The sequence below is a fragment of the Bradyrhizobium sp. Kon56 genome, assembly GCF_055807635.1.
Map to the genome: position 1 here is coordinate 163,316 of NZ_JBVVOU010000014.1, position 23,967 is coordinate 187,282.

The following is a 23,967-nucleotide window of genomic DNA, read 5'->3' on the forward strand; positions in this document are numbered from 1 at the left end:
AGTTGGAGAACAGCTCAGTACGCGCTCGGTTTGCAAAATGACAAAAGACCAGTTTTCAGAATTATCTTAACATCCATGCCCAAGCTCCAGTTATTGATGTACCACAGATCATGCTCCACGCGCTTCTCCATCATCTCGAGCGCGCGGGTTTCTCCGCGGTAACCATTAACCTGGGCCCAGCCGGTGATGCCGGGCTTGACGTGGTGGCGGAAGGCGTAGTTGCCGATGATCTGCTCATATTCGGTGTTGTGGGCGGCCGCGTGCGGGCGGGGGCCGACCAGCGACATGTCTCCCTTGAGCACGTTGAAGAGCTGCGGCAGCTCGTCGATCGAGGTCTTGCGCAGCCATTTGCCGATTGCCGTCACGCGCGGGTCGTTCTTCTGCGCCTGCACGATCTTCGGGCCGTCCTCGAGCACGCGCATGGTGCGGAACTTGTAGATCTTGAAGGCGCGGCCGTTGAAGCCGTTGCGGGTCTGGCGGAAGAACACCGGCCCCTTCGAGGTCGCCTTGATCAGCATGGCGGTCACCAGCATCACGGGGGCGAACACGATCAGCGCCAGGGCCGTGCCGGCGAGGTCGAGCGTGCGCTTGAGCGCGCGTTCGTTCCGCGACAGCGGGGCGCGGCGCAGCTCCGCGGTGAAGGTGTTGCCGGTCGATTGCAGCGGATAGCGCAGGAAGCGCGCGGCGTGGGCATCGGGCACCAGATGCACGGGAACGGGCAGGATCTTCAGCGCGTCCAGGATGCTGTCGATCGCGTGCTGCCGGCTCCAGTTCATCAGCAGGAAGATGTGCTCGATCCGGTTCTCGCGCGCATAGGCGATCAGCTCGTCAAAGCGCGGCGCGATCGCCGACAGCAGCAGCGGCGAGGCGAGGTCGGCGGAGCGGATCTCCATGATCCGCATCAGGCGATAGCCGTGCTGGGCGAGGTCCATCATGGTGTTGGAGGCCGCCGGCAGCCCGAATTCGGCGATCATCACCGCGCGGCTGTTGGCGAACGCGCCGGTCGCGAGCGCCCTGGCGGTCCAGCGCCCGGCCGCCAGCTTCCAGGCCAGCAGCACCGTGAGGCCGACCAGGTAGAACGAGAGCGTGGTGCCGCGGGAAAACTCCTCGCTGACCTTCATGGTGAAGGCGAGCGCCAGCAGCGCCCCGAACAGCCCGGTCCACGTCGTCACCGCGGTGCGGAACGCGCGCGACAGGTTGGTAATGTTCTTGAGCCGGTAACCGTGCTGGACCGTGGTCAGCAGGATGAAGTTGATGGCGACGAGGACGCTCGCCGCGGCATAGACATTGGCCTTGCCGAGCGCCGATTGGGTGTAGAGATGATAGGCGACCGCGCAGCCGATGCCGCTCAGCACCACCAGCACGGCGTCGCCGACCATCACCAGACGTTCCACCACCAGAGGGCGAAGAAAGCTCCAGGCTAAACCTTGAGGTGCCGCCGGGGCCTGCTCGAGCACACGAATTTCCGCAACAGAATCAGGCACAGAGGCCGATCGTGGTGATAGAATTGTCATCGCGCTAAAAGCTCACTTACGATCAATTCACTATCCGAATACACCGTGCTATCGGGCAGAATCGCAATTAAAACAAGGCGAAGGAAAAAGTAACCTTACCCCAATGGATTGATTGTAGCGCATTTGCCCTTACCCGATATGTTAAATTTCACAGCCCGTTAGGAAGCCTTCAGTGCCTCAGACCCGGTCCCGGCGGCGATCCAGGCGAAGGTTCAGCCGGTATGTGGCGATTGGCCTTGCGACCGTTGCCCTGCTGGGCTTGGCCCTGATCGCGCTGCGCCCGGATTCGTTGCCGCTGCGGCAGGAGGCGAACCCCGCGGCTGTGGCGAGTCTGCTCCTCGACGGACCCTACGCGGCGCGTTTTGCCGGCGAATTGATCGCGCTCAAGCAGGGCTTTTTCACTTCCCGGATTGCGCTGCGGCCCCAGCCGGACGACCCGAACTTTGTTGAAACGATCGCACGCGAACATGCCATCGGCGTGACCAGCGGCCAAAAGTTTCTGCTGGCCGCCTGGCGCGGCGTCCCCGTAACGGCGTTCGCTGCAAGCTTCCTCGACACCTCGATTGCGATCTTTACCCTGGAAGGATCCGGCTTGCGCCGGCCCCCCGACTTGGTTGGCAAGCGCGTCGGTTACCGCAGAGCGAGCGAAGGAGACGTGATCTTCGATGCGATGATGGCGCAGTTGGGCCTGCCACGCAGTCAGGTGACAAAGGTTGCCGATCGCGACAGCTTCGATGCGCTCCGCGCCGGTGAGGTCGACGCCATCATTGCCGCCATCGATGACCAGCCGAGCCCGTCCGGCGCGGGTTACGTCCGGCTGAATATCATAAAGCCACAGGACTATGGCATCCATGTCCCGGGGCTCGTCTATTTCGCCAGCAACGATCTTATTCATGACCGTCCATCCGTGATCACCGACGTGCTCCAAGGCCTTATCCGAGGCTGGCAGTTCGCTTATAGCGATTATGCACGGAGCGTGCCTGTTCTCGCCAGCATTGCTCCCGAAACGCTGATCCCGGATCGCCTGAAAGCCGAGTTGCAGCAGCAACGCAGCCTCATCTTGCCGACCGGCGGGCGCATTGCCGACTATGATGAAAGCCGCTGGAGGACCCTTCGGGACATCCTGATATTCGCGAAGCTGGGCGAGGAGGAGGTACCGCTCGCCCAAGCAGTCAACTATCAATTCCTTCGCGATGTTTATCGTCGCTCGCCGGACCTGGGCGCACCGGGCGCCTGGAACGGAGAGAACTAGGGCCAAGAAGCCACAGTTCTGCACCATATCGCTCCGAGTTTGAATCCGGTGCCTCGGAACGGTTGCGTTCCTCCGTCAGGCCTTGGTAATCTAGCCCAACGATTTTAGGGCGATTTCTAGGGTTGGTTGATGGGTCTCAGTGCTGCCGAGACGGTCCCCGCGACGGGCTGAGTGGCTTCACCGGTGAATTCTGTTGGGGCAAAGGAGCTTTACGAATGTTCAAGTCGTTTGCGCGGGTCAGTCTTTTGGCATTGGCCGCTTCCTTGGGGGCAGCGAGCAGTGCAAATGCCGGCATGCAGATGTCCGCAAGCGCGGCGCTGCTCACAGCCGTCCCTCAGGTAACGCCGGTTACCTTTTGGGCACAGCCTTACCCGTACCGTTATGTGCCGTCGCGTCACTGCCCGCTGGTTCGGGTTGAGACCCCGTATGGCTGGTATATGGACCGCGTCTGCGCGCCCGAGGGGCCCGTCCTCCGACGCGCTTACTGATCTCGCGCCAGCTGGACTAGCTGATGTTTAGTCGAGAAGGCAGCCGTGCGGCTCGCGCGGCTGCTCCGCCTATTTTACTGCCAATGGCCTGCTTTAAGTTTACGCACCCTGTTGCAGTTCACCATTAATAGCCTGGCCCGCCTGGGCAGGCTGCTCAACGGTGAAGATTGTGTTAGCAACTGGGAGCGCGCACGAGCCCGGCTGCCGGCACTCCGTGGCACGCGAAAGGGCTGAGCTTTCGGCTTTCGTAATCGGAAGACCGAGTAGGGGTAACGGATGATGGGGACTTCAACCTACGACCTTTCGGGCAAGCGGATCTTCGTCGCCGGTCATCGAGGCATGGTCGGTTCTGCCGTCGTGCGGCGTCTTGCTTCAGAAAATTGTACAGTGCTTTCTGCCGATCGCCGCGAGTTGGACCTGACCAAGGAGGAGCCGACGCTGCGGTGGCTGGAATCCAACCGTCCTGACGCGGTGGTGCACGCTGCCGCGAAAGTCGGGGGGATCGCTGCGAATAGCAGCTTTCCCGTCGACTTTCTCTGCGAGAATCTCGCTATCGAACTCAACGTGATCCGCGCAAGCCACGCCGTCGGCGTTCAGCGCCTGTTGTTTCTGGGCTCGTCTTGCATTTACCCCAAGCATGCCAAACAGCCGATAGCCGAGAGCGAATTGCTGACCGGACCGCTTGAGCCGACCAACGAATGGTACGCCATCGCGAAAATTGCCGGTCTCAAGATGTGCCAGGCCTATCGTCGTCAATACGGAGACGATTACATTTCGGCGATGCCCACCAACTTGTACGGCCGCGGCGATAACTATCATCCCGATCACAGCCACGTACCAGCCGCACTGATTCGCCGCTTCCATGAAGCAAAGCTCGCACAGGCGCCGACCGTGACTGTCTGGGGCACGGGGACGCCGCTCCGCGAGTTTCTCAATGTCGAAGATTTCGCCGACGCCTGTATCTTCCTTCTGAAGAATTATTCAAGCGACCTGCCGATCAATGTCGGTAGCGGCGACGAATTGTCGATTGGAGATTTTGCGGCAACGGTTGCAGACGTGGTGGGCTATCGGGGCAAGCTGGTCTTCGATACGTCCAAGCCGGACGGTACGCCGCGTAAGCTGCTCGATAGCTCGCGGGTGCGGGCGCTTGGTTGGCACCCAAATACTTCTCTGCGCGCCGGTCTCGCTGCTGCGTATGCGGATTTTCTAAAAGGCTACGGTCGTCATTTGGAGGTTAGCGCCACCAGCTGAGCTCAGCTATTCTGCTGCAATAGTTTTAATCTCTGAAAACTTACTTGGATTGCGCCTTTATGCGTGTTCTTTTGGTCGGCATCAATTATGCCCCCGATCTGATCGGAGTGGCTAAATACAATAGCGAGCTCTGCGAAAGCCTCGTCGCCGAAGGTCACGAGGTCAGGGTGATCACGGCTCCGCCGTATTATCCCGCCTGGAAGATTCCGCACCGCTTCAGTAGTTCTTACTTTAGAACGAGGCATATCGATGGCGTTCGGGTCACGCGTACGCCGATCTATGTGCCTGAACATCCGTCAGGGGCGAAGCGACTTATCCATCATGCCTCTTTCGCACTCTCGAGCGCAGTGCCGGCCCTCGTGAATGCGCTCTCGTGGCGACCAGACGTCATGATCGCGGTAGCCCCGTCTCTGATGTCGGCTGCCTTCGTCTCGTTCGTGGCTCGTCGCGTCGGCGCGAAATCGTGGCTCCACATTCAGGATTTCGAGGTCGATGCAGCGTTCGATCTTGGTCTGCTGCGCAACGGTTTCTTGCGCAAATGGATGCTTAGAACTGAAGCGGCGATCCTCAAATCCTTCGATCATGTTTCGACCATCTCTCAGCCGATGATGGATCGCCTGATCCTCAAAGGCGTGGACTTCGATAAAGCAGTTGAGGTCAGAAATTGGATTGATACCCGGGCGATCTGCCCCGCTTCGCGGATGACGAAATATCGCGAGCAGCTCAAGCTTGGCGAGACCGACATCGTTGCGCTCTACTCCGGAACGATGTCGAGAAAGCAAGGGCTTGAATTCGTGATCGAGGCCGCGATCGGGTTGGAGCAAAGCCATCCACATATTCGCTTTATTCTTGCCGGCGACGGACCAGATAAGACGAGGCTCGAGCAAATGGCCGTCGGGCATCGCAACATTCATTTTTTCGGGCTTCAGCCCAAGGAAAGCTTCAACGAGTTGTTGGCAACCGCAGATTTTCACTTGATTCCGCAGAAGGCGGAGGCGGCCGATCTGGTGTTGCCTTCCAAGCTTGGCGCGATCTTCGCGTCCGCTCGGCCAGTCATCGCCATGGCCGAAGAGGGGACGGGGCTTGCGGCGGAAGTCATCGGCGCGGGCCTTGTGATTCCACCGGGAGATTCGTCCGCTCTTCAAGCCGCAATTTGCGAGCTTAGTGAGGCATCCGCCCTCCGCGAGCATTACGGGGAGGAAGGAAGAAAGCGCGCCCTGGATCGGTGGGACCGACAAACAATTGTTCGTCGGTGGTCGGAAGTCATGGCCGACGAGCGCAAGTCGACAGGGCCGAAGGGTATCGGACCGACAAGCGCTAACGACAACATTGGACTTCCAGTGGAGGATGCGGTTCGCTTGCCCTGAGGCGTCTGGCCGCGACTGCGGAGAGATGACGTCGGCTGAGAAGCAAGAGCAGCCAGCCAAAGGTGAGCGCCGTTCGTTGTGACGGCGCTGATCTAACTCAGGATCACTCGTGACGCGGAAAGTATCTGAATCCGTGCTGCTTGATCAGTTCGTCCCGCTTTGCCGATTCGAGATCTTCCTTCATCATTTCCTGAACCAGAGACTCGAAGGAGGTCGTTGGCTCCCATCCGAGTTTCTGCTTCGCTTTCGCGGGATCTCCCAAGAGAGTCGCGACCTCGGTGGGGCGGAAGTAGCGGGGGTCGACCGAGACGATACATTTGCCGGTAGAGACGTCATAGCCCTTCTCATCGACGTCGCTGCCTTCCCAGCGAATGCTTATTCCGACTTCGCTGGCCGCAATATTAACGAAGTCTCTCACGGAATGCTGCACACCAGTGGCGATGACGAAATCCTCCGGCTTCTCCTGCTGCAGCATCAACCACTGCATCTCGACGTAGTCGCGGGCGTGGCCCCAGTCGCGCAGCGCGTCGAGATTGCCCAAATACAGGCGCTCCTGAAGACCTAAATGGATTCGCGCGAGTGCTCGCGTGATCTTTCGGGTAACGAAGGTCTCACCGCGAACAGGAGACTCGTGATTGAACAGGATGCCGTTGCAAGCATACATGCCGTACGCTTCGCGATAGTTCACCGTGATCCAGTAGGCGTAGAGCTTGGCGACTGCGTAAGGAGAGCGCGGGTAAAAAGGAGTGGTCTCCTTCTGCGGAATTTCCTGAACCAGTCCGTATAGTTCGGAAGTCGACGCCTGGTAAAAGCGGGCCGTCTTCTCGAGCCCCACGATGCGCATGGCTTCGAGAATCCGCAGCGTCCCCAGCCCATCGGAATTCGCAGTGTATTCGGGTTCTTCAAACGAGACGGCCACATGGCTCTGCGCAGCCAGATTGTAAATTTCGTCAGGCTGTACCTGGGCAACGATCCGGATGAGGCTGGAGGAGTCCGTCAGATCGCCGTAGTGCAGCCGGAACGGCGGATCGGGCTCGTGCGGATCGAGATACAGATGATCGATGCGGTCGGTATTGAAGAGGGAGGTCCGGCGCTTGATGCCATGGACTTCGTAGCCCTTCCCTAGAAGCAGCTCGGCCAGGTAGGCCCCGTCCTGGCCCGTAACACCGGTAATTAATGCGCGCTTTTTGGTCATGCAAATTCTCACAGACTGGATGCGTGTTCTTACCCAATAGCCTGTCCCGTTGCTACCCGCGGCAGAGTATTTTTGAGCTGATTGGGCGCTATTATTAACGAGCCAGCCGTATCAACTTCGGAGGGCCGGCTAAGCCTAATACCCCAAGCTCTCGGGATGACTGAATTCCCGAACGTGGCAGAATTCGAACCGCAGGCGAGCAGCTAAGATCTCGCAAGACCGCGCATCCAGAGTTGAGGGTTCAGACCCGATTGGGTGCGCAGGAAGACGTATTGATCCGAGGCTTCGTTGAGCTGGACGACCGCCCCGCTCAGATTGTCGAGAACGAAACTGACTCTTCCTTCTCGTACGAGCAAAATGAGGTGATGCTCTCCTGTGTTGCGAATAACAACTTCTGCCAAAAGGAGAGACGAGGTTGGCCAGCCCGCTTGGAGCAGCAAATGGCGTTTTGTAACGGCATAATCGCCACAGTTTCCATCATAGGGAAAGATTTGCCATTCATAGTCATTCCGGCTTACCAACAGACTCTCGGGCGCGATGCTAGAATTGACAATTGAATTGATTTGATTGAGCTCGCGCCAGCGCTGCCCTCGGAAGCGGAAGCCTGTTATCCGACGGTCCTGCTGTTCCTGGCAATCTTCAGGGTACTTTGTGCAGAACACCGTGAACGAAAGCGGAGGAACGACCTCCTGTGTGTCGAAATTGGAGTAGGCGGGCCGGCTGCTAACGCAACACGCCAGCACCAGCATGCGTGCAGCATGTCGGATCATCGCATCGGCCTCATGATGGGCTGGACGATCCATGTATATTGCGACGCAATAATGAAAACGCCATATCAAATGTGAGGCAGTAGATGCCTCAATCTGCAGCGCAAACTCAATTAACTCTGTCGGCGCCTCGCTGCGGCGAGGCAGTCGCCGTGCTCGGCCTCACCTTCAAGCCCGAGACCGACGACATGCGGGACGCGCCTTTCCTGCGCGGAAGGTGCCGATGCAATCGTCATCGTCACCGAATGGGTGCAGTTCCAGGCGCTCGACCTCGACCGGCTGAAGGCGACCATGGCTCAGCCTGTCATCGTCGACTTGCGCAACATCTACCGCCCCGAGGAGATGGTCGCAGCTGGCTTCGTCTATGAGAGTGTTGGGAGGTTTATCGGTCGCCCGTGCCAGTAAGCCAACCACTTCAGCCCGTATTCCAAGCACCTTTCGAACGCGACGCGGCGCCTCTCCCCTCCGGCATCAGCTTTTTCCGATCAGTTTTGGCCGTCTCGTGCTCGCCGTGGGCCTCTCGCGTCCGCAGGTAGATCGCCGCCAGCTCAGACCATTGGTTGGAGGTCGACATATTGACGACCTTCACCGCCTCGAGTCTGGGGCGGGGTGTCTCGATATTGAAGAGGATGGGCGGTTCGCCGCTTTGAACGCAGCGCCAGAACTTCTTTTCGGCCGTGAGCAGGAGGTGCTGATAGAGCGGATCGGCGTGAATCTTGATCTCGACCCATTTGCCGCCACCGGTGATGATCGATAGCACCGCGCTGCGAGACGCCGTGACCCACATGTTGTGCTGCAACTGGGCCATGTGCTTCTCGGCCGCGGCTTCCTCAGTGAAGGCGCAAGGCAGCATGAACTTGGCTTCGAAGACGGCGGCAGTCCCATCAAGCATTTGTGGATGGGATGACGAACGCGCTTCTGGATGTCTTTGACTGTGTGACCGCTCGCGCGCTGGTACCAGGAGCGGTTCAAGACCTCCGTCACGGTGCCGAGCTGGACGATCAAATTGTCCGAGAGATCCTGCGATTAGATTTCGCCGCGCTTTTCTCGCCAAAGGCGGACGAGGTTCTCCTGGTCATCTCCCATTATGATGCGGCATCCGAACCACCGGTGAAATGCCGCCGGTCGTTCGGGTTGAATCTGATAATCTGATGCTGTGGCCCGTCGGGGCCTTCACTCTGTACGCTACGCACGGGTATCTCCTACTCCAAGAACAGCGGCGCTCCTCGCCGCACTGCCCGAAGCCCCGCTTTCGCGAGGTGAGATACCGGCGCTGCGCAAGGGAATGCCGGTCGTTTCTGCAGCAATCTTGTTGCTCAATTTCCGAGAAATTGAGCCCGCCGACCAGTGACTAACAAAATGGGGAATGACCGGGTCGGTACGCCCGGCCTGCCGCTAACCCGAAACTGACAAATCAAAGCCAAAGGCGGGAGCATGAAAAAGAAAGCGACAGGGCGGCGCCGCCCGCAAGCAATCCCATTCTGCGTTCGATTGCGCATTCAAAGTTACTTTGCGCCCCTTCAGGCAGGACGCTCTGAGATTCCCCTGGGCCTCAAACGAGCTGAGAAACGAGGCTGACAAGCTTTGATTGGTGGTGGGCGTCGGCGTATTTTTTTCTGGAGAAAGCGCCCGACGAAAGTCTAACAGGTTGCGGCGGGAGAGATGGCTCGGCCAGGGCCTGATGACCCATTCGGGTCATGCGTCAAGACGCGACGGCGCTACGGGGCGGAGGGGTCCAATCGTTTCGTTCCAGCCTGGACCGGACGGCGGTCCCGCGGAGCGCCGGTGTCTGAGTACGCTGGGATCCGACACGATGACACGTTGGACGCGCACGCTTTTGCAGCTGCACCATTGGTTCGTATCCGGCTTAAGGTTAGCCGCTCTACCGTCTTGACCCAGTCGCGCAACAGTGGAATTAATTTAGAATTGTCGGAAAAGTTCTTTCGACGGCTTGGAATTTCAACTGCGAAAATTCGGACGACGCCGAGCAACGACGCAAGGCGTCGAACAATAACAAGACCACGTCATTTCAAACTCGCGCCGTTGGGCTGACGGCGAACCTGAAAAATCAAGAAGGTTACGGAGGGGGCTCACCATGAGCGACCGGACGACGTCACGCGTCGCGTCTAGATCGCGTTCCTCATTTGACGATTGAAGATTTATCCATCCGCACAACGCAAGCCGCTTCCGCGCGCTCGCGAGCAATACCTTTTGCCCTATCGAGAAAGATGAACCGCCATGATCATCAACGGCACCAATGCGAACGATCAGATTTCCGGCACGAGTTCGGCGGATATGATCAACGCGAGGAACGGAAACGACGTCATCAACGGGGGGGCCGGAAACGATGTCATTGCGGGCAGCAATGGCAACGACACCATTGATGGTGGCGCCGGCAATGATTTGATCTCGGGCGGAAATGGAAACGACTCGATTTCGGGTGGGGCGGGCAACGATCTGATCGACGGCGGCAACGGCGATGATGTGATCGACGGCGGAGCGGGCAACGATATTGTCAGCGGTGGGAACGGCGATGACGTTCTCATCTACAGGGTTTCTGAGAACATCGGTTCGATCGACCTTTACGACGGCGGCAGAGGCCAAGACACGCTCCGGCTTGTAGTCACCCAGGATTTTGCGAATTCTGCTGCGTTCATGTCGGATCTCGCTGCGCTGCGTGCAATGATCGCCCGCTACGGCAGCGCGGACTACGTTTTCAAGAGCTTCCATCTGACCGTCGATTCGATCGAGAAGGTGCAGGTCGTCGTTGAGGGGGCAACCAACCACGTGCCGGTCGCGTTTGCCGACCTGGCGTCGGTTCAGGAAGATGTCACGACGAGCGCAACTGGCAATCTGCTGGCAAATGACACCGACTCGGACCCTAGCGATACCCACACCGTGCCCTCGATTGCGGGAGGTATCGACAATGGCACGACGATCACCTTCACCACCACCTATGGGACGCTTGTCGTCACAAAAGCCACCGGAGCATACAGCTATGTTCTGAATAACTCCTCGTCGGCGGTTCAGGCTCTTGGGCAGGGTCAGCAGGTCACTGATCAATTCACATATACCAATGCGGACAATCACGGCGGCACCAGCTCATCGACGCTCACATTAACCATCATCGGCCATAACGACGTGGCCACCATTACCGCGTCGGCGAGTGAAGACACCGCAGTTACCGAGGCCGGCGGCCTCGTCAACGCTAGTGCGGGCGATCCGCACGCTGCGGGTCAATTGACCGTGCACGACGCCGACAGCGGCCAGAGCCATTTCGCTACACCGGCCTCGCTGGCGGGCAACTATGGCAACTTCACCTTCGACCCGATTTCCGGGGCCTGGACCTACACGCTGGATCAGAGCAAGTCGGATTCGCTCATCGCGGGCCAGCACGTCACCGACAAGCTCACAGTGAGCTCGGCTGACGGGACCGCCGTTCAAGACATCATCGTCAACATCACGGGCGCCAACGATACGGCGACCATTACGGCGTCCTCGAATGAAGATACGTCGGTCGCGGAGGCCGGCGGCTTTGGCAATAGCATCGGCGGGGATCCGCAAGCTGGGGGCCGACTGACGGTCCATGACGTTGATGCCGGTCAAGCCCATTCCGCGGCCCCGGCCTCCCTGGCCGGCACTTACGGCAATTTCAGCTTCGATCCAGCTTCGGGGGCCTGGACCTACACGCTGGATCAGAGCAAGTCGGATGCGCTCACCGCGGGCCAGCACGTCACCGACAAGCTCACCGTGAGCTCGGCTGACGGGACCGCCGTTCAAGACATCGTCGTCAACATCACGGGCGCCAATGACGCGGCTGTCATCACCGGCTCGTCAAGCGACGACATAGCGGTGACCGAAGCCGGCGGCTTTGGCAATGGCGTCGGCGGGGATCCGCACGCCGCCGGTCTGCTGAGCGTCCACGACGTCGACAACGGCGAAAGCCATTTCGCTGTACCTGCTTCGTTGGCCGGCACCTACGGCAATTTCACGTTCAATGCCAGTTCTGGAGCCTGGACCTACATATTAGACCAGAACAAGTCGGAATCTCTCGCCGGCGGCCAACACGTCTCCGATACCCTGACCGTGACGTCGGCCGACGGCACGACGCATGACGTCGTGGTTGACATCACCGGTGCCAATGATGGGCCTGGCACGGCGACCTTTGCGCCAGCGAGCGCGGTACTTCCCGAAGCCAGTATCATCGGCACCTTGGTTGGGACCGTGACCGGATCTGACGTCGACTCCTCCGCGAACCAGTTAACCTACAGCCTCGTGGGTGAAAATGGGGCGCCCTATACCGGGCCACTTGCGATCGATGCTCACAGCGGTGCCGTCACTGTTAATGGCGAGATCGATTTCGAATCCACCGACGGCCTGATCACGACCATCGTGCGAACGACCGATCAGGGCAATCTACACAGCGACACGGTATTTTCTGTTGCGGTCGGCGACCTGCCGGAGATCACCGCCTCCGCAATCGAAGGCTATATTGCAAACGCGACAATCTTCGTCGACGATGATAGCAACGGCGTTCTCAGTGCAGGTGACTTCGTTACCCACAGCGATTCCGCGGGCAATTTCCATATCACCGGCACACATGCGGGTGCCATTTATCTGCTGGGCGGCAACGGTGCGATCGATACGGCGACCGGCCTGTCATTTGATGGCATTCTGCGCGCAGCACCAGGTTCGACCGTGCTTTCGCCGCTGACGACATTGGTCGCAGCAATCGCCGATCAGAACGGCGGCGATGTGGCTCTGGCCACAAGCGCGGTCCTTGCAGCACTCAACCTTCCTGCCGGCCTGGAGCTGAACACGTTCGATCCGATTGCCGCTGCGCTATCCAGCAACCCAGACGACCAGGCGGCCGGAGCGCAGCTGTTCGCTGCCGGGGTACAGGTCTACAACACCATGGTCCAAGGCGCCTCGCTGATTTCGGGAGCCAGCCAGGGCGCCGTGGATGTGCAATCGGCCGCAACCGCGGTGCTTGGCGCAATTGTCAACCAGATTGCAGGTGGACCGGTCGACTTTTCCGACCCGTCAACATTGCAGACGGTCATTGTAGCCGCGGCGAGCAGCAGTGCGACGGACGTGAGCGCGACTGCCACAGACGCCGCCAGCGTAATCGCAGGCTCCAACACGCTCATTGGCAACGCGCTCGACCCCGACAGCGGGCTTACCGGCGCAGATCTCTTGCAGTCGATTGCGGGAACGGCGACTGTTGCACAGGGCGCAGCAGCTGATGCTTTGCTTCAGGCGGGTCAGAGCGGCGATGCGTCGACAGCTGTGGAGAGCTTCACCCAAGCAAACCTTCAGGCCGCCGTGGATGTCGCGACCGCCGGCGTCGACACCAACGCATTGTTGGGCCCGGCAGGCGACAATACCCTTATCGGAACCAGCGGGGCAGATACGCTTGACGGCGGTGCCGGGAACGACACCATCCTTGCCGGCGGCGGCAAGGATACATTGATTGGCGGTAGCGGCAACGACCTGCTCGACGGCGGAGCCGGTTTTGACCGGGCCGTTTACGCCGATGCGACCGGCGGCATTACGGTCGATCTTGCCGCAGGCACTGCCTCCGGCCCGGGCGTCGGCACGGATAGCTTGATTGGTATCGAATCGATCGTCGGCAGCGACTTCGCCGACGTGTTGAGTGCCGCGGGATTTACCGGTGATAGCGGCGTTCCGGGGACCCCGATCGGCTTTTCGGAGTTCGAAGGGCGCGGCGGCGACGACATCATCACCAGCAACGTCAACAGCCAGGGCGCTGAGCTGACGCGCGTGTCGTATGTAAGCGCGACATCGGCGGTTACTGTCGATCTCGCGGCGGGGTACGCGCAAGGCGATGCATCGGTCGGCCACGACACGTTGATCGGGACCGGCTTCATCGGCGCCTGGGGATCCGCCTTTGACGATACAATCAGAGGGACCAACAACGGATTTGGTACTGCCGAGGTATTCTCCGGCTTCGCCGGCAATGACCTGATTGATGGCCGTGGCGGCTTTGACCGAGTCGACTACAATGTCGATCCGAAGACCACCGCAGGAATTTCCGTCAATCTGGCTGCCGGTATAGTCATCGGCGACGCGACCGTAGGAACCGACACGGTGCGCTCTGTGGAGGCGGTCCGTGGAACCAACTTTGCCGACACTTACGATGCGACCGGGTTCGGCCCGGGAAGCACCAATGCCGGCTCACTCGGCACGTTCAACGAGTTCACCGGCAGCGGCGGCGACGACAGCATCATCGGAAACGGCAATACCCGGCTCGGATTCAACAATGCAACGGGAGGCGTCAACGTCGATTTCGTCACCGGCATCGCGAGCGGGGATTCATCAGTAGGCACTGACCACTTCACGGCGGTCAATGCCGTGCAGGCGTCGATGTTTGACGACACCCTGCTCGGCGGCGCGACCAACGACACTTTCACCGGACTTGCCGGCAACGACTATATCGACGGTCGCGGCGGATTCGATACTGCGTCCTACAACAACATTTTCTTCACGACGGGAGGCGTCGCCATAAACATGGCAGCGGGTACCGTCGATGGCGATGCATCGTCGGGGCATGACACGCTGCGATCGATCGAGGGCATCCAAGGCACCAATTTCGCGGATAGTTATGTAGCGACTGGTTACGGGGTAACTGGAGCCAATGTCGGCAATAACGGGACATTCAACCAGTTCGAAGGGCTCGGCGGCGATGATGTCGTGACCGGGAACGGCAACACGCGTCTCATTTTCACCAACGCCACTGGCGGGGTCACAATCAATCTCGTGGGCGGCTCCGCCCTAGGAGACAGCTCGACCGGTCACGATACCTTCACCGGTGTCAACAGCGCGTTGGGCAGCAATTTCGCTGACATCTTCGACGCGAGCGGGTTCTCTGGTCCGAACGGTACTTCATTCCAAGGTCAGGGCGGCGATGATCAGATCATCGGAAATGGCACGACGCAGATTCAGTACAACAATGCCACCGGCGGCGTCGCAATCAATCTTGCTGGAGGTACCGCCAGCGGCGACGCCTCGGTCGGTCACGATATTTTCAGCGGCGTGAACAGCGCGATCGGCAGCAACTTCAACGATGTCTACGATGCGACATGGTTCGTGGGGTTCAACGCGTTCCAGGGCAACGCCGGAAACGATACCATCACGGGCAGCGGCAATACCCAAATTCAGTACGGTAATGCTACTAGCGGCGTAACGATCAATCTCACCACGGGCAAGGCCGACGGTGACGCTTCGGTCGGTCATGACACGATTGTTGGCGGCGTGACCAACGTCTTCGGGTCGAACTTCAACGACACCATCATCGGTAGCTCCAGCAACGATAGTCTGCTCGGCAGCGGCGGCAACGACATCCTAGATGGCCGCGGCGGCAACGACTTCCTCAGCGGCGGTGCCGGCGCAGATACCTTCGTCTACGCAAGCGGCGGTGGCTTCGACACCGTGCAAGATTTCAACCACGGCCAAAACGACAAGATCGATCTAACGGGGGTGTACGGCATTTATAGCCTCTCCGATCTGCAATCGCATGCGGTGCAGAGCGGCTCCAACACCGTCATCACGTTCAGCTCGGGCGACGCCCTGACGCTTCAGAACGTCAATCTCAGCAGCTTGACGGCGAGCGATTTCCTGTTCGGCACGCCGGCTGCGCCGATCGTCGGTGATGGCAACGCGAACGACCTCGTCGGCACGGCCAATGGCGAGTTCATCAGCGGTCTCGGCGGCAACGACCGGCTCCAAGGCTTGGGTGGGAGCGACTACCTCGACGGCGGGCTCGGCTTTGATCGGGCCATCTACACCGATGCGGTCGGCGGCGTCACCATCAATCTTACAGCCGGGACAGCATCAGGACCGGGAGTAGGTACCGACACGCTCGTCAACATCGAGGGCGCCGTTGGCAGCGACTTTGCTGACACCTTCATCGCCACCGGTTTCATGGGTGCAAGTGGTATCCCGGGCGCCTCAGTCGGGTTAGCGGACTTCGAGGGCAGAGGTGGGGACGACATTATCATCGGATCGATCAATCCGTCCGGGCAAATCCTCGGTCGCGTCTCGTATGTCAGCGCCTCGGCAGGCGTGACTGTCGATATCGCAGCTGGGACCGCCAGCGGCGATGCGTCCGTGGGACACGACACCTTCAGCGCCGTCAATGCCATCGTTGGCTCCGCCTACGCCGACACATTGCTTGGCAGCGACAATCCCAACGGAACCTATGAGCAATATGACGGTCGCGGCGGCAATGATCTCATCGACGGCCGCGGCGGCTACGACTTCGCGACTTACAACAGCGACCCGACGACGTCCTCCGGCATCTCGGTTAGTCTTGCCGCTGGTACGGTTATCGGTGACGCCTCGGTCGGCACCGACACTTTGCGTTCCGTCGAAGGCGTGCGCGGCACCGCCTTTGCCGATAGTTATGACGCCACAGGTTTCGGCGGATCGAGCAGCAACGCCGGCTCGCTCGGCACCTTCAACAATTTCGAAGGCATGGCCGGCGACGATCACATCACCGGCAACGGCTTCACCCGGCTGCAGTTCAGCCAGGCATCAGACGGTGTTACGGTCGACATTGCTTCGGGCACATCGCATGGCACAGCTGCTGGGGACGTGGCCCAAGTCGGCACCGACACGTTCACTGGCGTCAACGCGGTCATGGGCTCTTTGTTCGACGATGTCATTCTCGGCAGTGGCGCCAACGAGACTTTCCAGGGGCTGGCTGGTAATGACATCATCAACGGCCGCGGCGGCTTCGACACGGTCCAGTATAACAACCTGACTTATACCACCGGCGGCGTCAGCGTGAATATGGCAAGCGGTATCGTGACGGGCGATGCCTCGACAGGGACGGATACTTTACTTTCGATCGAAGGCATTCAGGGCACGATCTTCGCCGATACCTACAACGCGACAGGCTTTGGTCTGGCCGGCGCAGCCAACGTCGGCAACAACGGCAACTTCAACCAGTTCGAAGGTCTCGGTGGCGACGACCAAATCACCGGGAACGGCAACACGCGTATTGTTTATGCCAATGCGACCGGTAGCGTCGTCATCAACCTTGCAGCCGGCACAACCAGCGGCAACGCCTCTGTGGGGCACGACAGCTTCGCCGGCGTCAACAGTGCGACTGGAAGTAATTTTGCAGATATGTTCGATGCGAGCGGCCTCGCTGCCGGCGTCTTTAACGCGTTCCAGGGCCAGGGCGGCGACGATACCATCATCGGTAACGGCTCGACCCAGATCCAATATGGTAGCGCCACCTCGGGCGTCATCGTAAATCTCGCAGCAGGTACGGTGGACGGTGACGGCTCCGTGGGTCACGACACCATTAGCGGAGGCGTTACTAACGTCGCAGGCTCTAACTTCGACGATACGATCACGGGATCGAGCGGCAACGACCAGATTGCGGGCAATGCCGGCAACGATGTACTCAACGGCGGCGTCGGCAACGACTTCCTCAGTGGAGGCGTCGGCGCCGACACGTTCATCTATGCTTCCAGCGGCAGCGACGACACCATCGGCGATTTCTCGCAGGGGGAGGTCGACAAAATAGACCTTACCGGTGTTGCGGGCGTCTCCAGCTTTGCCGAGGTACAAGCGCTTTCCGCGCAGGTGGGATCCAACACGGTCATCACTTTCGGCAATGGCGACATCCTGACGCTCAACAATGTGACGCTGTCGAACCTCACGGCGGCTGACTTCATCCTGGGCCAAGGCGTGCATCTCACCGGCAATGCGGCTGCGAACACGCTGGTCGGTACGGCCTACGCTGATATCCTGAGCGGACTGGCGGGCAACGACCGCCTGCAAGGTTTCGGGGGCAACGATATCCTTGATGGTGGCCAAGGCTTCGACCGTGCGATCTATGCCGATGCGATGTCTGCCATCACCGCTCACCTCGCTGCCGGAACAATCACCGGCGGATCCGGATCCGATACGCTCATCAATGTCGAAGGCATTGTGGGCAGCGACTACGCCGATACATTCGACGCGAGCGGCTTTTCCGGCGATACCGGCATTGCCGGAACCAACGTCGGGTTCAACGAGTTCGAAGGTCGCGGCGGTAACGACAGCATCACCGGGGCCCTCAACAGCCAAGGAGCATTGCTCACTAGGATTTCCTATGTCACCGCCACCGCGGGGGTAATTGTGGATTTGGCGGCCGGAACCGCCCACGGGACTGCGGCGGGTGACGCGGCGAATGTCGGCACTGACACCCTCATCGGCTCTGGATTTGCTGGTGTCGTCGGATCCGGATTCGACGACACGCTGCTCGGCAGCAACAACGCCGCCGGTACCGTGGAGGTATTCGAGGGCCGCGCAGGCAACGATACTATCAACGGCAGAGGCGGCTTTGATCGCGCCGATTACGCACTCGATCCGTCGACCATATCTGGAATTGCGGTGAACCTCACCCTGGGTACAGTGGTCGGTGACAGGCAATCGCTGGGGGACACTACGGTCGGCAGCGATACCCTGATTTCTATCGAGTCCGTACGCGGCACGAACTTCGACGACAGCTACACGGCGGCCAATTTCGGGCAGCCGGGGTTCACCAATCCGGCCAACTTTAATGTCGGCTCAAATGGTACGTTCAACGAATTCGCCGGTATGGGAGGAGATGACACGATCACCGGGAATAGCAACACCCGGATTTCCTACATCAATGCGACCGGCGGGGTGACCGTCGATATGCAAACCGGCTCCACGCCGGGCACCGGAGTCGCCGACGGTGACGCCTCGACGGGGCACGACACCTTCAGCGGCGTCAATGCCGTCCAGGGTTCGATGTTCGACGACATATTGCGCGGCAGCGGCAATACCACCACCACGGAAACCTTCTACGGAGGGGCCGGCAATGACTTCATCGATGGCCGCGGCGGCTTCGACCTCGCGACCTACAGCAACAGCTACTTCTCGACCGGTGCCGTGACCGTCAACATGGGGGCAGGCACGGCAACTGGAGACGCTTCCGTCGGGAACGACACTTTGCGCGCGATCGAGGCTATCCAGGGCACAAATTTCAATGACGTCTACGATGCCTCTACCTTCGGCAGCTCCGGTGCCCTCAACGCCGGCAATAACGGCACATTCAACCAATTCGAAGGCCTTGGCGGCAACGACACCATAACGGGCAACGGCAACACCCGTCTAATCTACAGCAGCGCTACCGCTGGCGTGACCATCCATATGGCCGCAGGCACCGTAACTGGCGATGCGTCCGTGGGGGCCGACAGCTTCACCGGGGTCAACAGTGCCACTGGAAGCCAGTCTGCTGACATCTATGACGCATCCGGCTTCGTCGGCGGAGTGGGAGTGTTCAACAGCGGGACCTTCAACCTATTCGAGGGTCTCGGCGGCAACGATAACATTACCGGCAATGGCAACACGCGGATCTCGTACTCCCAGGCGAGTGGAGGCGGCGTTTCCGTCGACCTTTCGATGGGGATCGTGAGCGGTGCGGCCGGCGCCGATTTCATCACCGGCGGCGTCAACAGCGTGCAGGGTTCGAATCAGGCGGACACGCTGGTCGGCAGCTCAAATGACGAGTTCTTCTTTGGCGGTGGCGGTGGCGACATCATCAACGCAGGTGGCGGGAACGACGGCATCACCGGCCAGGGCGGCGACGATACGATCGACGGTGGCGCCGGCACCGATATGGTAACCTTCACGGGTACGCAATCGCAGTACGACATAACGATAGCGGGAACGATCCAGGTTCACGATAAGATTGCGGGCCGTGATGGCACCGACATGCTGACCAATGTCGAAGTGCTGCAGTTCAGTGACGCTATCGTTCTGCTGTCTTCAGGCGCTTCGGGTAGCCCAATCGATCTCTCCACGCAGCAATTCTCTAGCGCTGCACCCGTGATCGGAACTGCCGGTGACGATTACCTTCGCGTCGGAGCCAACATCTTCGGACACGAACTCAATCTGGGAGCGGGGACGGGGGACACCGTCCTGCTCAATGGCGTCTTCGGCAACGGGTACACGCTTAAGCTCACGGGTGTCGAGAACCTGATCGGAAATAGCAACGACGAATTCGTCAACCTCACGACGAACGCCGACGGACTGGTGGTCAACCTCGGTGGCGGCAATGATCAGCTCAATCTCGCAGGTGGCGTCAACAAGCTCAGCCTGATTGGCGTTGAAGGCATCTACGGATCCGACTTCGGCCCAACGCCCGGAGTCAACGACGTGCTCACCCTGTCGACAACAGTCACGGGCCTGAACATCAGCCTCGGTAATGGCGACAACACGATGAATCTTGCCGCCGGCGCGAATTCGTTCGTGAACATCTACGATGTCAACCACGTCAATGGGACCGGGGGCAACGACATCTTGACCGTGACCGGCGCGATCGCGGCAGCAAACGGCGTTACGATTGACCTCGGCGACGGCGACGACACCGTCGTCTTGGGTGGAGATTACGCAAGCTTTTCCGCCATCGGCATCGAGCACATCACTGGAAATTCAGGCAACAATTCCCTGAATTTCACGGGCAATGTCGACGGTATCACCATCGATATGGGCGACGGACAGGACTTTGTATCTCTTGCCAATGGCATTAACTCGCTCAGTATCGCCGGTGTGGAAAATCTGAACGGTAGCGACTTCACCGGCAATCTGCATCCATCGGACGATTCGGTCACGCTCCTGAACGAGGTTTCTGGCTTGTCGGTGAACCTCGGTGAAGGCACGGCCAACGTGTTGAACCTCGCGGCAGGCAGCAACTCGTTCGACAATCTCTTCAACGTGAACCTGATCAACGGCAGCGCGTCGGACGACGTTCTGACGCTGAATGCCAATCCCGCTAATGTGATCGATCTCGGTGGGGGCAACGACACGTTGAATTTCAACGCGAATGTCTACGACATCACGGTCACCAACGTCGAAAACATCAATTTGGCCGCGAATTTCGACAGGATCACGATCGGGAATGCGAGCGGCAACACCACGGTGACCGCCGGCACCGGCGCGGATGAGATCTACGCCAGTGCAGGCCAGGATAACTTCCGCTTTGTCAGCATCGCGGATTCAGCCCAAAGCGCCGGTGACACAATCCACAATTTCGACGCAGCCAACGACAGCTTCACCTTCTCGGGTATGACTGTGGCCGGAGGTCACATCGAGTACGTGGATAGCGCAAACTTGCTCGGAGGCAATCAGGCATCCGCTCATCTGCTGAATATCGGGCCGGGTAATGACGCTCTCCAGATCGACGTCGATGGTGACGGGACGAGCGATATGGAGATCAGCATGCAAAACGTCACGGGCACGCTGCACAACGGCAATTTTTTGCTGGCCTAGGGACGATAGGCGGCGGGTGGAAGTGAGGGCCTCAGATCAGATTGGCGGTCTGAGGCTTGCCTTGCACGCGCCGGTCGGTGCCGGCGAGCGTGTCCGCGAGAATCGTTCTTTAATCTTCGAGACTCCGCCATCGCTCGCGTGCGGGGGCTGAGCTGGGCTTCTCGAGTGTCGGCAATGTCGCGGTGCATCGGCCAGGCTCCGTTAAAGACTCGGCGTATGTGGGTCCCTCGGAGCGAGACTGAGATCGCTTCGCCGATGCGGTTACTGGAAATGTTGCTCAGCTCTCTTATTTGACCGGTTTCGGATGTTTGATGCGGGTTCTTTTTATTGTCTTCGGCCTTTGGCTGCTGGTGAACCTGGTCTTTCTGTTGATTGTGATCCCGCCTCGTAGGCCGCGATCGCCAGCAAGGCTGTTTGTCCGGGGAATGGACGCCATCAAACGGTTCTTCAGTCGGCACCAAAAATAGCTCGGGCAAGCGTGCTGCGGCCTCGGCCGAAGGGGCTCTAGATCTGATTCTTCTTTCTCTCGGATCGCTACGAGCATAGAACCCGCAGCTTCGGCAAAAGACGCAATATGGCGTTCAAGGCAAGCTTGAATTCATGGCCGAATGGAGCGATGTCTAGCGGCAGGCAGGCCGTACCCAAGAAGACCGCATGGCATCAGAGCGAAAGATCGCAGCGAACCGAGTGAACGCGAAGCGAAGCACGGGACCGAAGACGGAGGCCGGTAAGGCGCGGTCGAGCCGCAACCGCCGTCAACACGGGCTCTCGTGCCTAGGATTACGTAAAAATTCCGATCATTCAGAATTGGCCAATGCGATCGTGGTGCGCCTCGGGCAGCAGCCGAGCGCCCCGCCTGTGCATGATATCGTCTTGCCAATCTAGGGTTGGCTGAAATTCGAGCGGCTCGCCAGGCCATTCTGGCGGCGTTTTTGGACTACCCCCGCCATAACCAGCTGAAGCGTCTGGCAGGGCTGGAGCGTTATGAGAGGCCGATCCGGGCTTCCCAACGGCGTGTCCTTAGACGCTGGTTGAAGAAGGCATAAACGACCTTGTTGCTGCGGGACAGGTTCGCCGGCCGGGAACGCTTTCGGCCAGGTGCGACGGCACGAAGAGCCGGAGAGACCTGAGCTTATTCAATCGCCTGTCATACGTGCCAGGAGCGTTGCGGCATCGTGGAGCCAAACCGGCATCGTAGATGAGCTGCTCAATAACCATGGAGACCCGTCGGGCTCCACTGACAGATGTGAATCGGCGAATGCACGCTCTGGCCCGTGCAGAAGTCCAGCTGTTTTGGAGCAATCTTGTGGCTCTTTGAGAAGCCCATTGGAGCACTTTGTGATCCGGAAGAGCCAGGCGTCAGCGCTGCAAAGCTGCCCTTTTTGAACTTGGAGCAATAATTCTTCAGAGGAGTTTCGACGGTGTCGCCATTCCACCCTGCTAGATGGATCAGTCGAGCGATTAGACAGCGAACTCAAACCTGGCTGGCAATGAGCGAGGGGCAGGGGCGGCCGCTACTGGTGTCACAACGGCAGGAGCCGCCGGCCAGCGAGACGAGTGATCCCGAAACCAGCACCAAGTCATCGCCAGATTGGAAGAGCTGAAGAGCTTGGCACTTCGGAGGACTAGGGCTGCGGCATCTGTATGGGCCATACCGGATTCCTACGGTGACATCGAAAAGTGATCGTTTACGATATGCGACTACGGTTCCATCCGATGGACATGGAGTACGACCCCGAGCGCGAGGCAATTGCGGCGATGAAGCTCGCCGCGGAGGCCGATGGTGCCGAACGGCAGCGATGGATCTACGCTGCACTCGCGTGGACCGAACTCACTCGCCTGCGCGTGTCAGGCGAGCGTAGCGCGACGGAAGAGGTGGTCTAAGACTTGCTCCGTACACAGTCGAGAAGTTGGCCGGCCGAAGGCATATTCGCGGCAGTCAAGCTCCGCATTCGCTTGAGTTGCTTTTGCGGCGCCGCTGGCGGAGGAGGAGCACCAGCTCGGCATCGGCGCGCGCTGAGCGTTCTTGCTCCGGACCCTGGGAAAGTTCTCAGGGTCCGTTTCCGCGCCTCGCACGGTAATTGACTCGTCATGAGCTACCTTAATCACATTCGCAGGCAAGCGGCCGAGTGCCGACTGAAGGCAGGGGCGGCCACGGACCGGGACCGGCGGGAGCAGTGGCAACGTTTGGCGGAGTACGGCGAGCTAGCCAGTGAGATCGAGGAGCGCATTAGGCGCGCCGGGGATAGAAATCGCTAACCTGAATCGATGGCGGTGCTCAGCGGACCAGGCGCCCACCCCCGCTAAATCGATGCACCCTGACGTTTGGGGCGGATGAGCGGGAAGATGCCGCGGGCGCCCCGCGTTCGTGATCTGTCGCCGGGTAACTTCTCATTCGTTCTCCGCGGGCGTCGGGGCAATATCGTTCTTTGGTCCGTTTGCACCCTGCAAGCGGACGTGAGGATGCCGGCGTAGAGAGGCAGCTATGGGGCCACTTGCAGACATCGCGCGAGCGGTGTGCGTTTCGAGGCAACCGTATTTCGCTTTCGGAGCGACGTGCAGCAAGATCAAACGCCCACCCTCAAAGAGGATGGGCGCGTGGTGACTTACGACAGGATGACGTCCTACTTCTTCTCGGCGCTGGCTTCCTTAGCTGGAGGCGGCTTCATGCCCACGGTCAACTGGCGGATTTTTAAAGCGCCGCCTTCACGTATGTCGATGCCGCCCCAGAACACTGTGACCTTGGTGGCGTCGCCGCTCTTAGGGTCCTTACCGAAGATGTCGGTCTCGCCGTTGGCAACGACCAGATCGTTGTT

The 23,967-nt window shown here is 59.6% G+C and carries 8 protein-coding genes and 3 pseudogenes; 6 read left to right on the forward strand and 5 right to left on the reverse strand.

Translation table 11 applies throughout. From position 1 onward, the window contains the following. Positions 1-14: 14 nt before the first annotated feature. Positions 15-1,379: an undecaprenyl-phosphate glucose phosphotransferase gene (locus tag AC0L3B_RS22670; protein ID WP_473381086.1), complete on the reverse strand. Its 1,365-nt coding sequence runs from the start codon at positions 1,377-1,379 to the stop codon at positions 15-17. Positions 1,380-1,737: 358 nt separating this feature from the next. On the opposite strand from AC0L3B_RS22670, the gene AC0L3B_RS22675 reads away from it, so the two are divergent. The 3 genes from AC0L3B_RS22675 (at position 1,738) to AC0L3B_RS22685 (ending at position 5,872) form a co-directional block, all read left to right on the forward strand. Then, complete coding sequence (locus AC0L3B_RS22675; RefSeq protein WP_473381077.1) at positions 1,738-2,766, forward strand: ABC transporter substrate-binding protein; 1,029 nt, start codon at positions 1,738-1,740, stop codon at positions 2,764-2,766. A 764-nt stretch (positions 2,767-3,530) separates the two neighbouring features. Beyond that, positions 3,531-4,505: a GDP-L-fucose synthase family protein gene (locus AC0L3B_RS22680; protein WP_473381078.1), complete on the forward strand. Its 975-nt coding sequence runs from the start codon at positions 3,531-3,533 to the stop codon at positions 4,503-4,505. Between the two features lie 59 nt (positions 4,506-4,564). Continuing rightward, a complete protein-coding gene (locus AC0L3B_RS22685; protein ID WP_473381079.1) occupies positions 4,565-5,872 on the forward strand; it encodes a WcaI family glycosyltransferase in 1,308 nt (435 codons plus the stop codon). Between the two features lie 103 nt (positions 5,873-5,975). Here the strand turns inward: AC0L3B_RS22685 and gmd are convergent, their stop codons facing one another. Continuing rightward, positions 5,976-7,067: a GDP-mannose 4,6-dehydratase gene (gene gmd / locus AC0L3B_RS22690; protein ID WP_473381080.1), complete on the reverse strand. Its 1,092-nt coding sequence runs from the start codon at positions 7,065-7,067 to the stop codon at positions 5,976-5,978. Positions 7,068-7,270: 203 nt separating this feature from the next. After that, positions 7,271-7,870, reverse strand: coding sequence for a transglutaminase-like cysteine peptidase (locus tag AC0L3B_RS22695; RefSeq protein WP_473381081.1), 600 nt, complete (start codon positions 7,868-7,870; stop codon positions 7,271-7,273). Between the two features lie 101 nt (positions 7,871-7,971). On the opposite strand from AC0L3B_RS22695, the pseudogene AC0L3B_RS22700 reads away from it, so the two are divergent. Further along, positions 7,972-8,239, forward strand: a pseudogene (locus AC0L3B_RS22700) (UDP binding domain-containing protein); the annotation flags it as partial. A gap of 10 nt (positions 8,240-8,249) precedes the next feature. Here AC0L3B_RS22700 and AC0L3B_RS22705 read toward each other — a convergent pair. Next, positions 8,250-9,027, reverse strand: a pseudogene (locus AC0L3B_RS22705) (YqaJ viral recombinase family protein). A 1,045-nt stretch (positions 9,028-10,072) separates the two neighbouring features. On the opposite strand from AC0L3B_RS22705, the gene AC0L3B_RS22710 reads away from it, so the two are divergent. Further along, positions 10,073-21,151, forward strand: coding sequence for a VCBS domain-containing protein (locus tag AC0L3B_RS22710; protein WP_473381082.1), 11,079 nt, complete (start codon positions 10,073-10,075; stop codon positions 21,149-21,151). A 1,680-nt stretch (positions 21,152-22,831) separates the two neighbouring features. After that, positions 22,832-23,035: a hypothetical protein gene (locus tag AC0L3B_RS22715; protein ID WP_473381083.1), complete on the forward strand. Its 204-nt coding sequence runs from the start codon at positions 22,832-22,834 to the stop codon at positions 23,033-23,035. A 740-nt stretch (positions 23,036-23,775) separates the two neighbouring features. Here the strand turns inward: AC0L3B_RS22715 and AC0L3B_RS22720 are convergent. After that, positions 23,776-23,967, reverse strand: a pseudogene (locus AC0L3B_RS22720) (Cif family virulence factor); the annotation flags it as partial.

Coding starts and splice junctions, on each gene's coding strand:
- AC0L3B_RS22670 (WP_473381086.1), bottom strand. CDS start 1,379: ATGGTCGGCGACGCCGTGCTGGTGGTGCTGAGCGGCATCGGCTGCGCG.
- AC0L3B_RS22680 (WP_473381078.1), top strand. CDS start 3,531: ATGATGGGGACTTCAACCTACGACCTTTCGGGCAAGCGGATCTTCGTC.
- AC0L3B_RS22685 (WP_473381079.1), top strand. CDS start 4,565: ATGCGTGTTCTTTTGGTCGGCATCAATTATGCCCCCGATCTGATCGGA.
- gmd (WP_473381080.1), bottom strand. CDS start 7,067: ATGACCAAAAAGCGCGCATTAATTACCGGTGTTACGGGCCAGGACGGG.
- AC0L3B_RS22695 (WP_473381081.1), bottom strand. CDS start 7,870: ATGGATCGTCCAGCCCATCATGAGGCCGATGCGATGATCCGACATGCT.
- AC0L3B_RS22710 (WP_473381082.1), top strand. CDS start 10,073: ATGATCATCAACGGCACCAATGCGAACGATCAGATTTCCGGCACGAGT.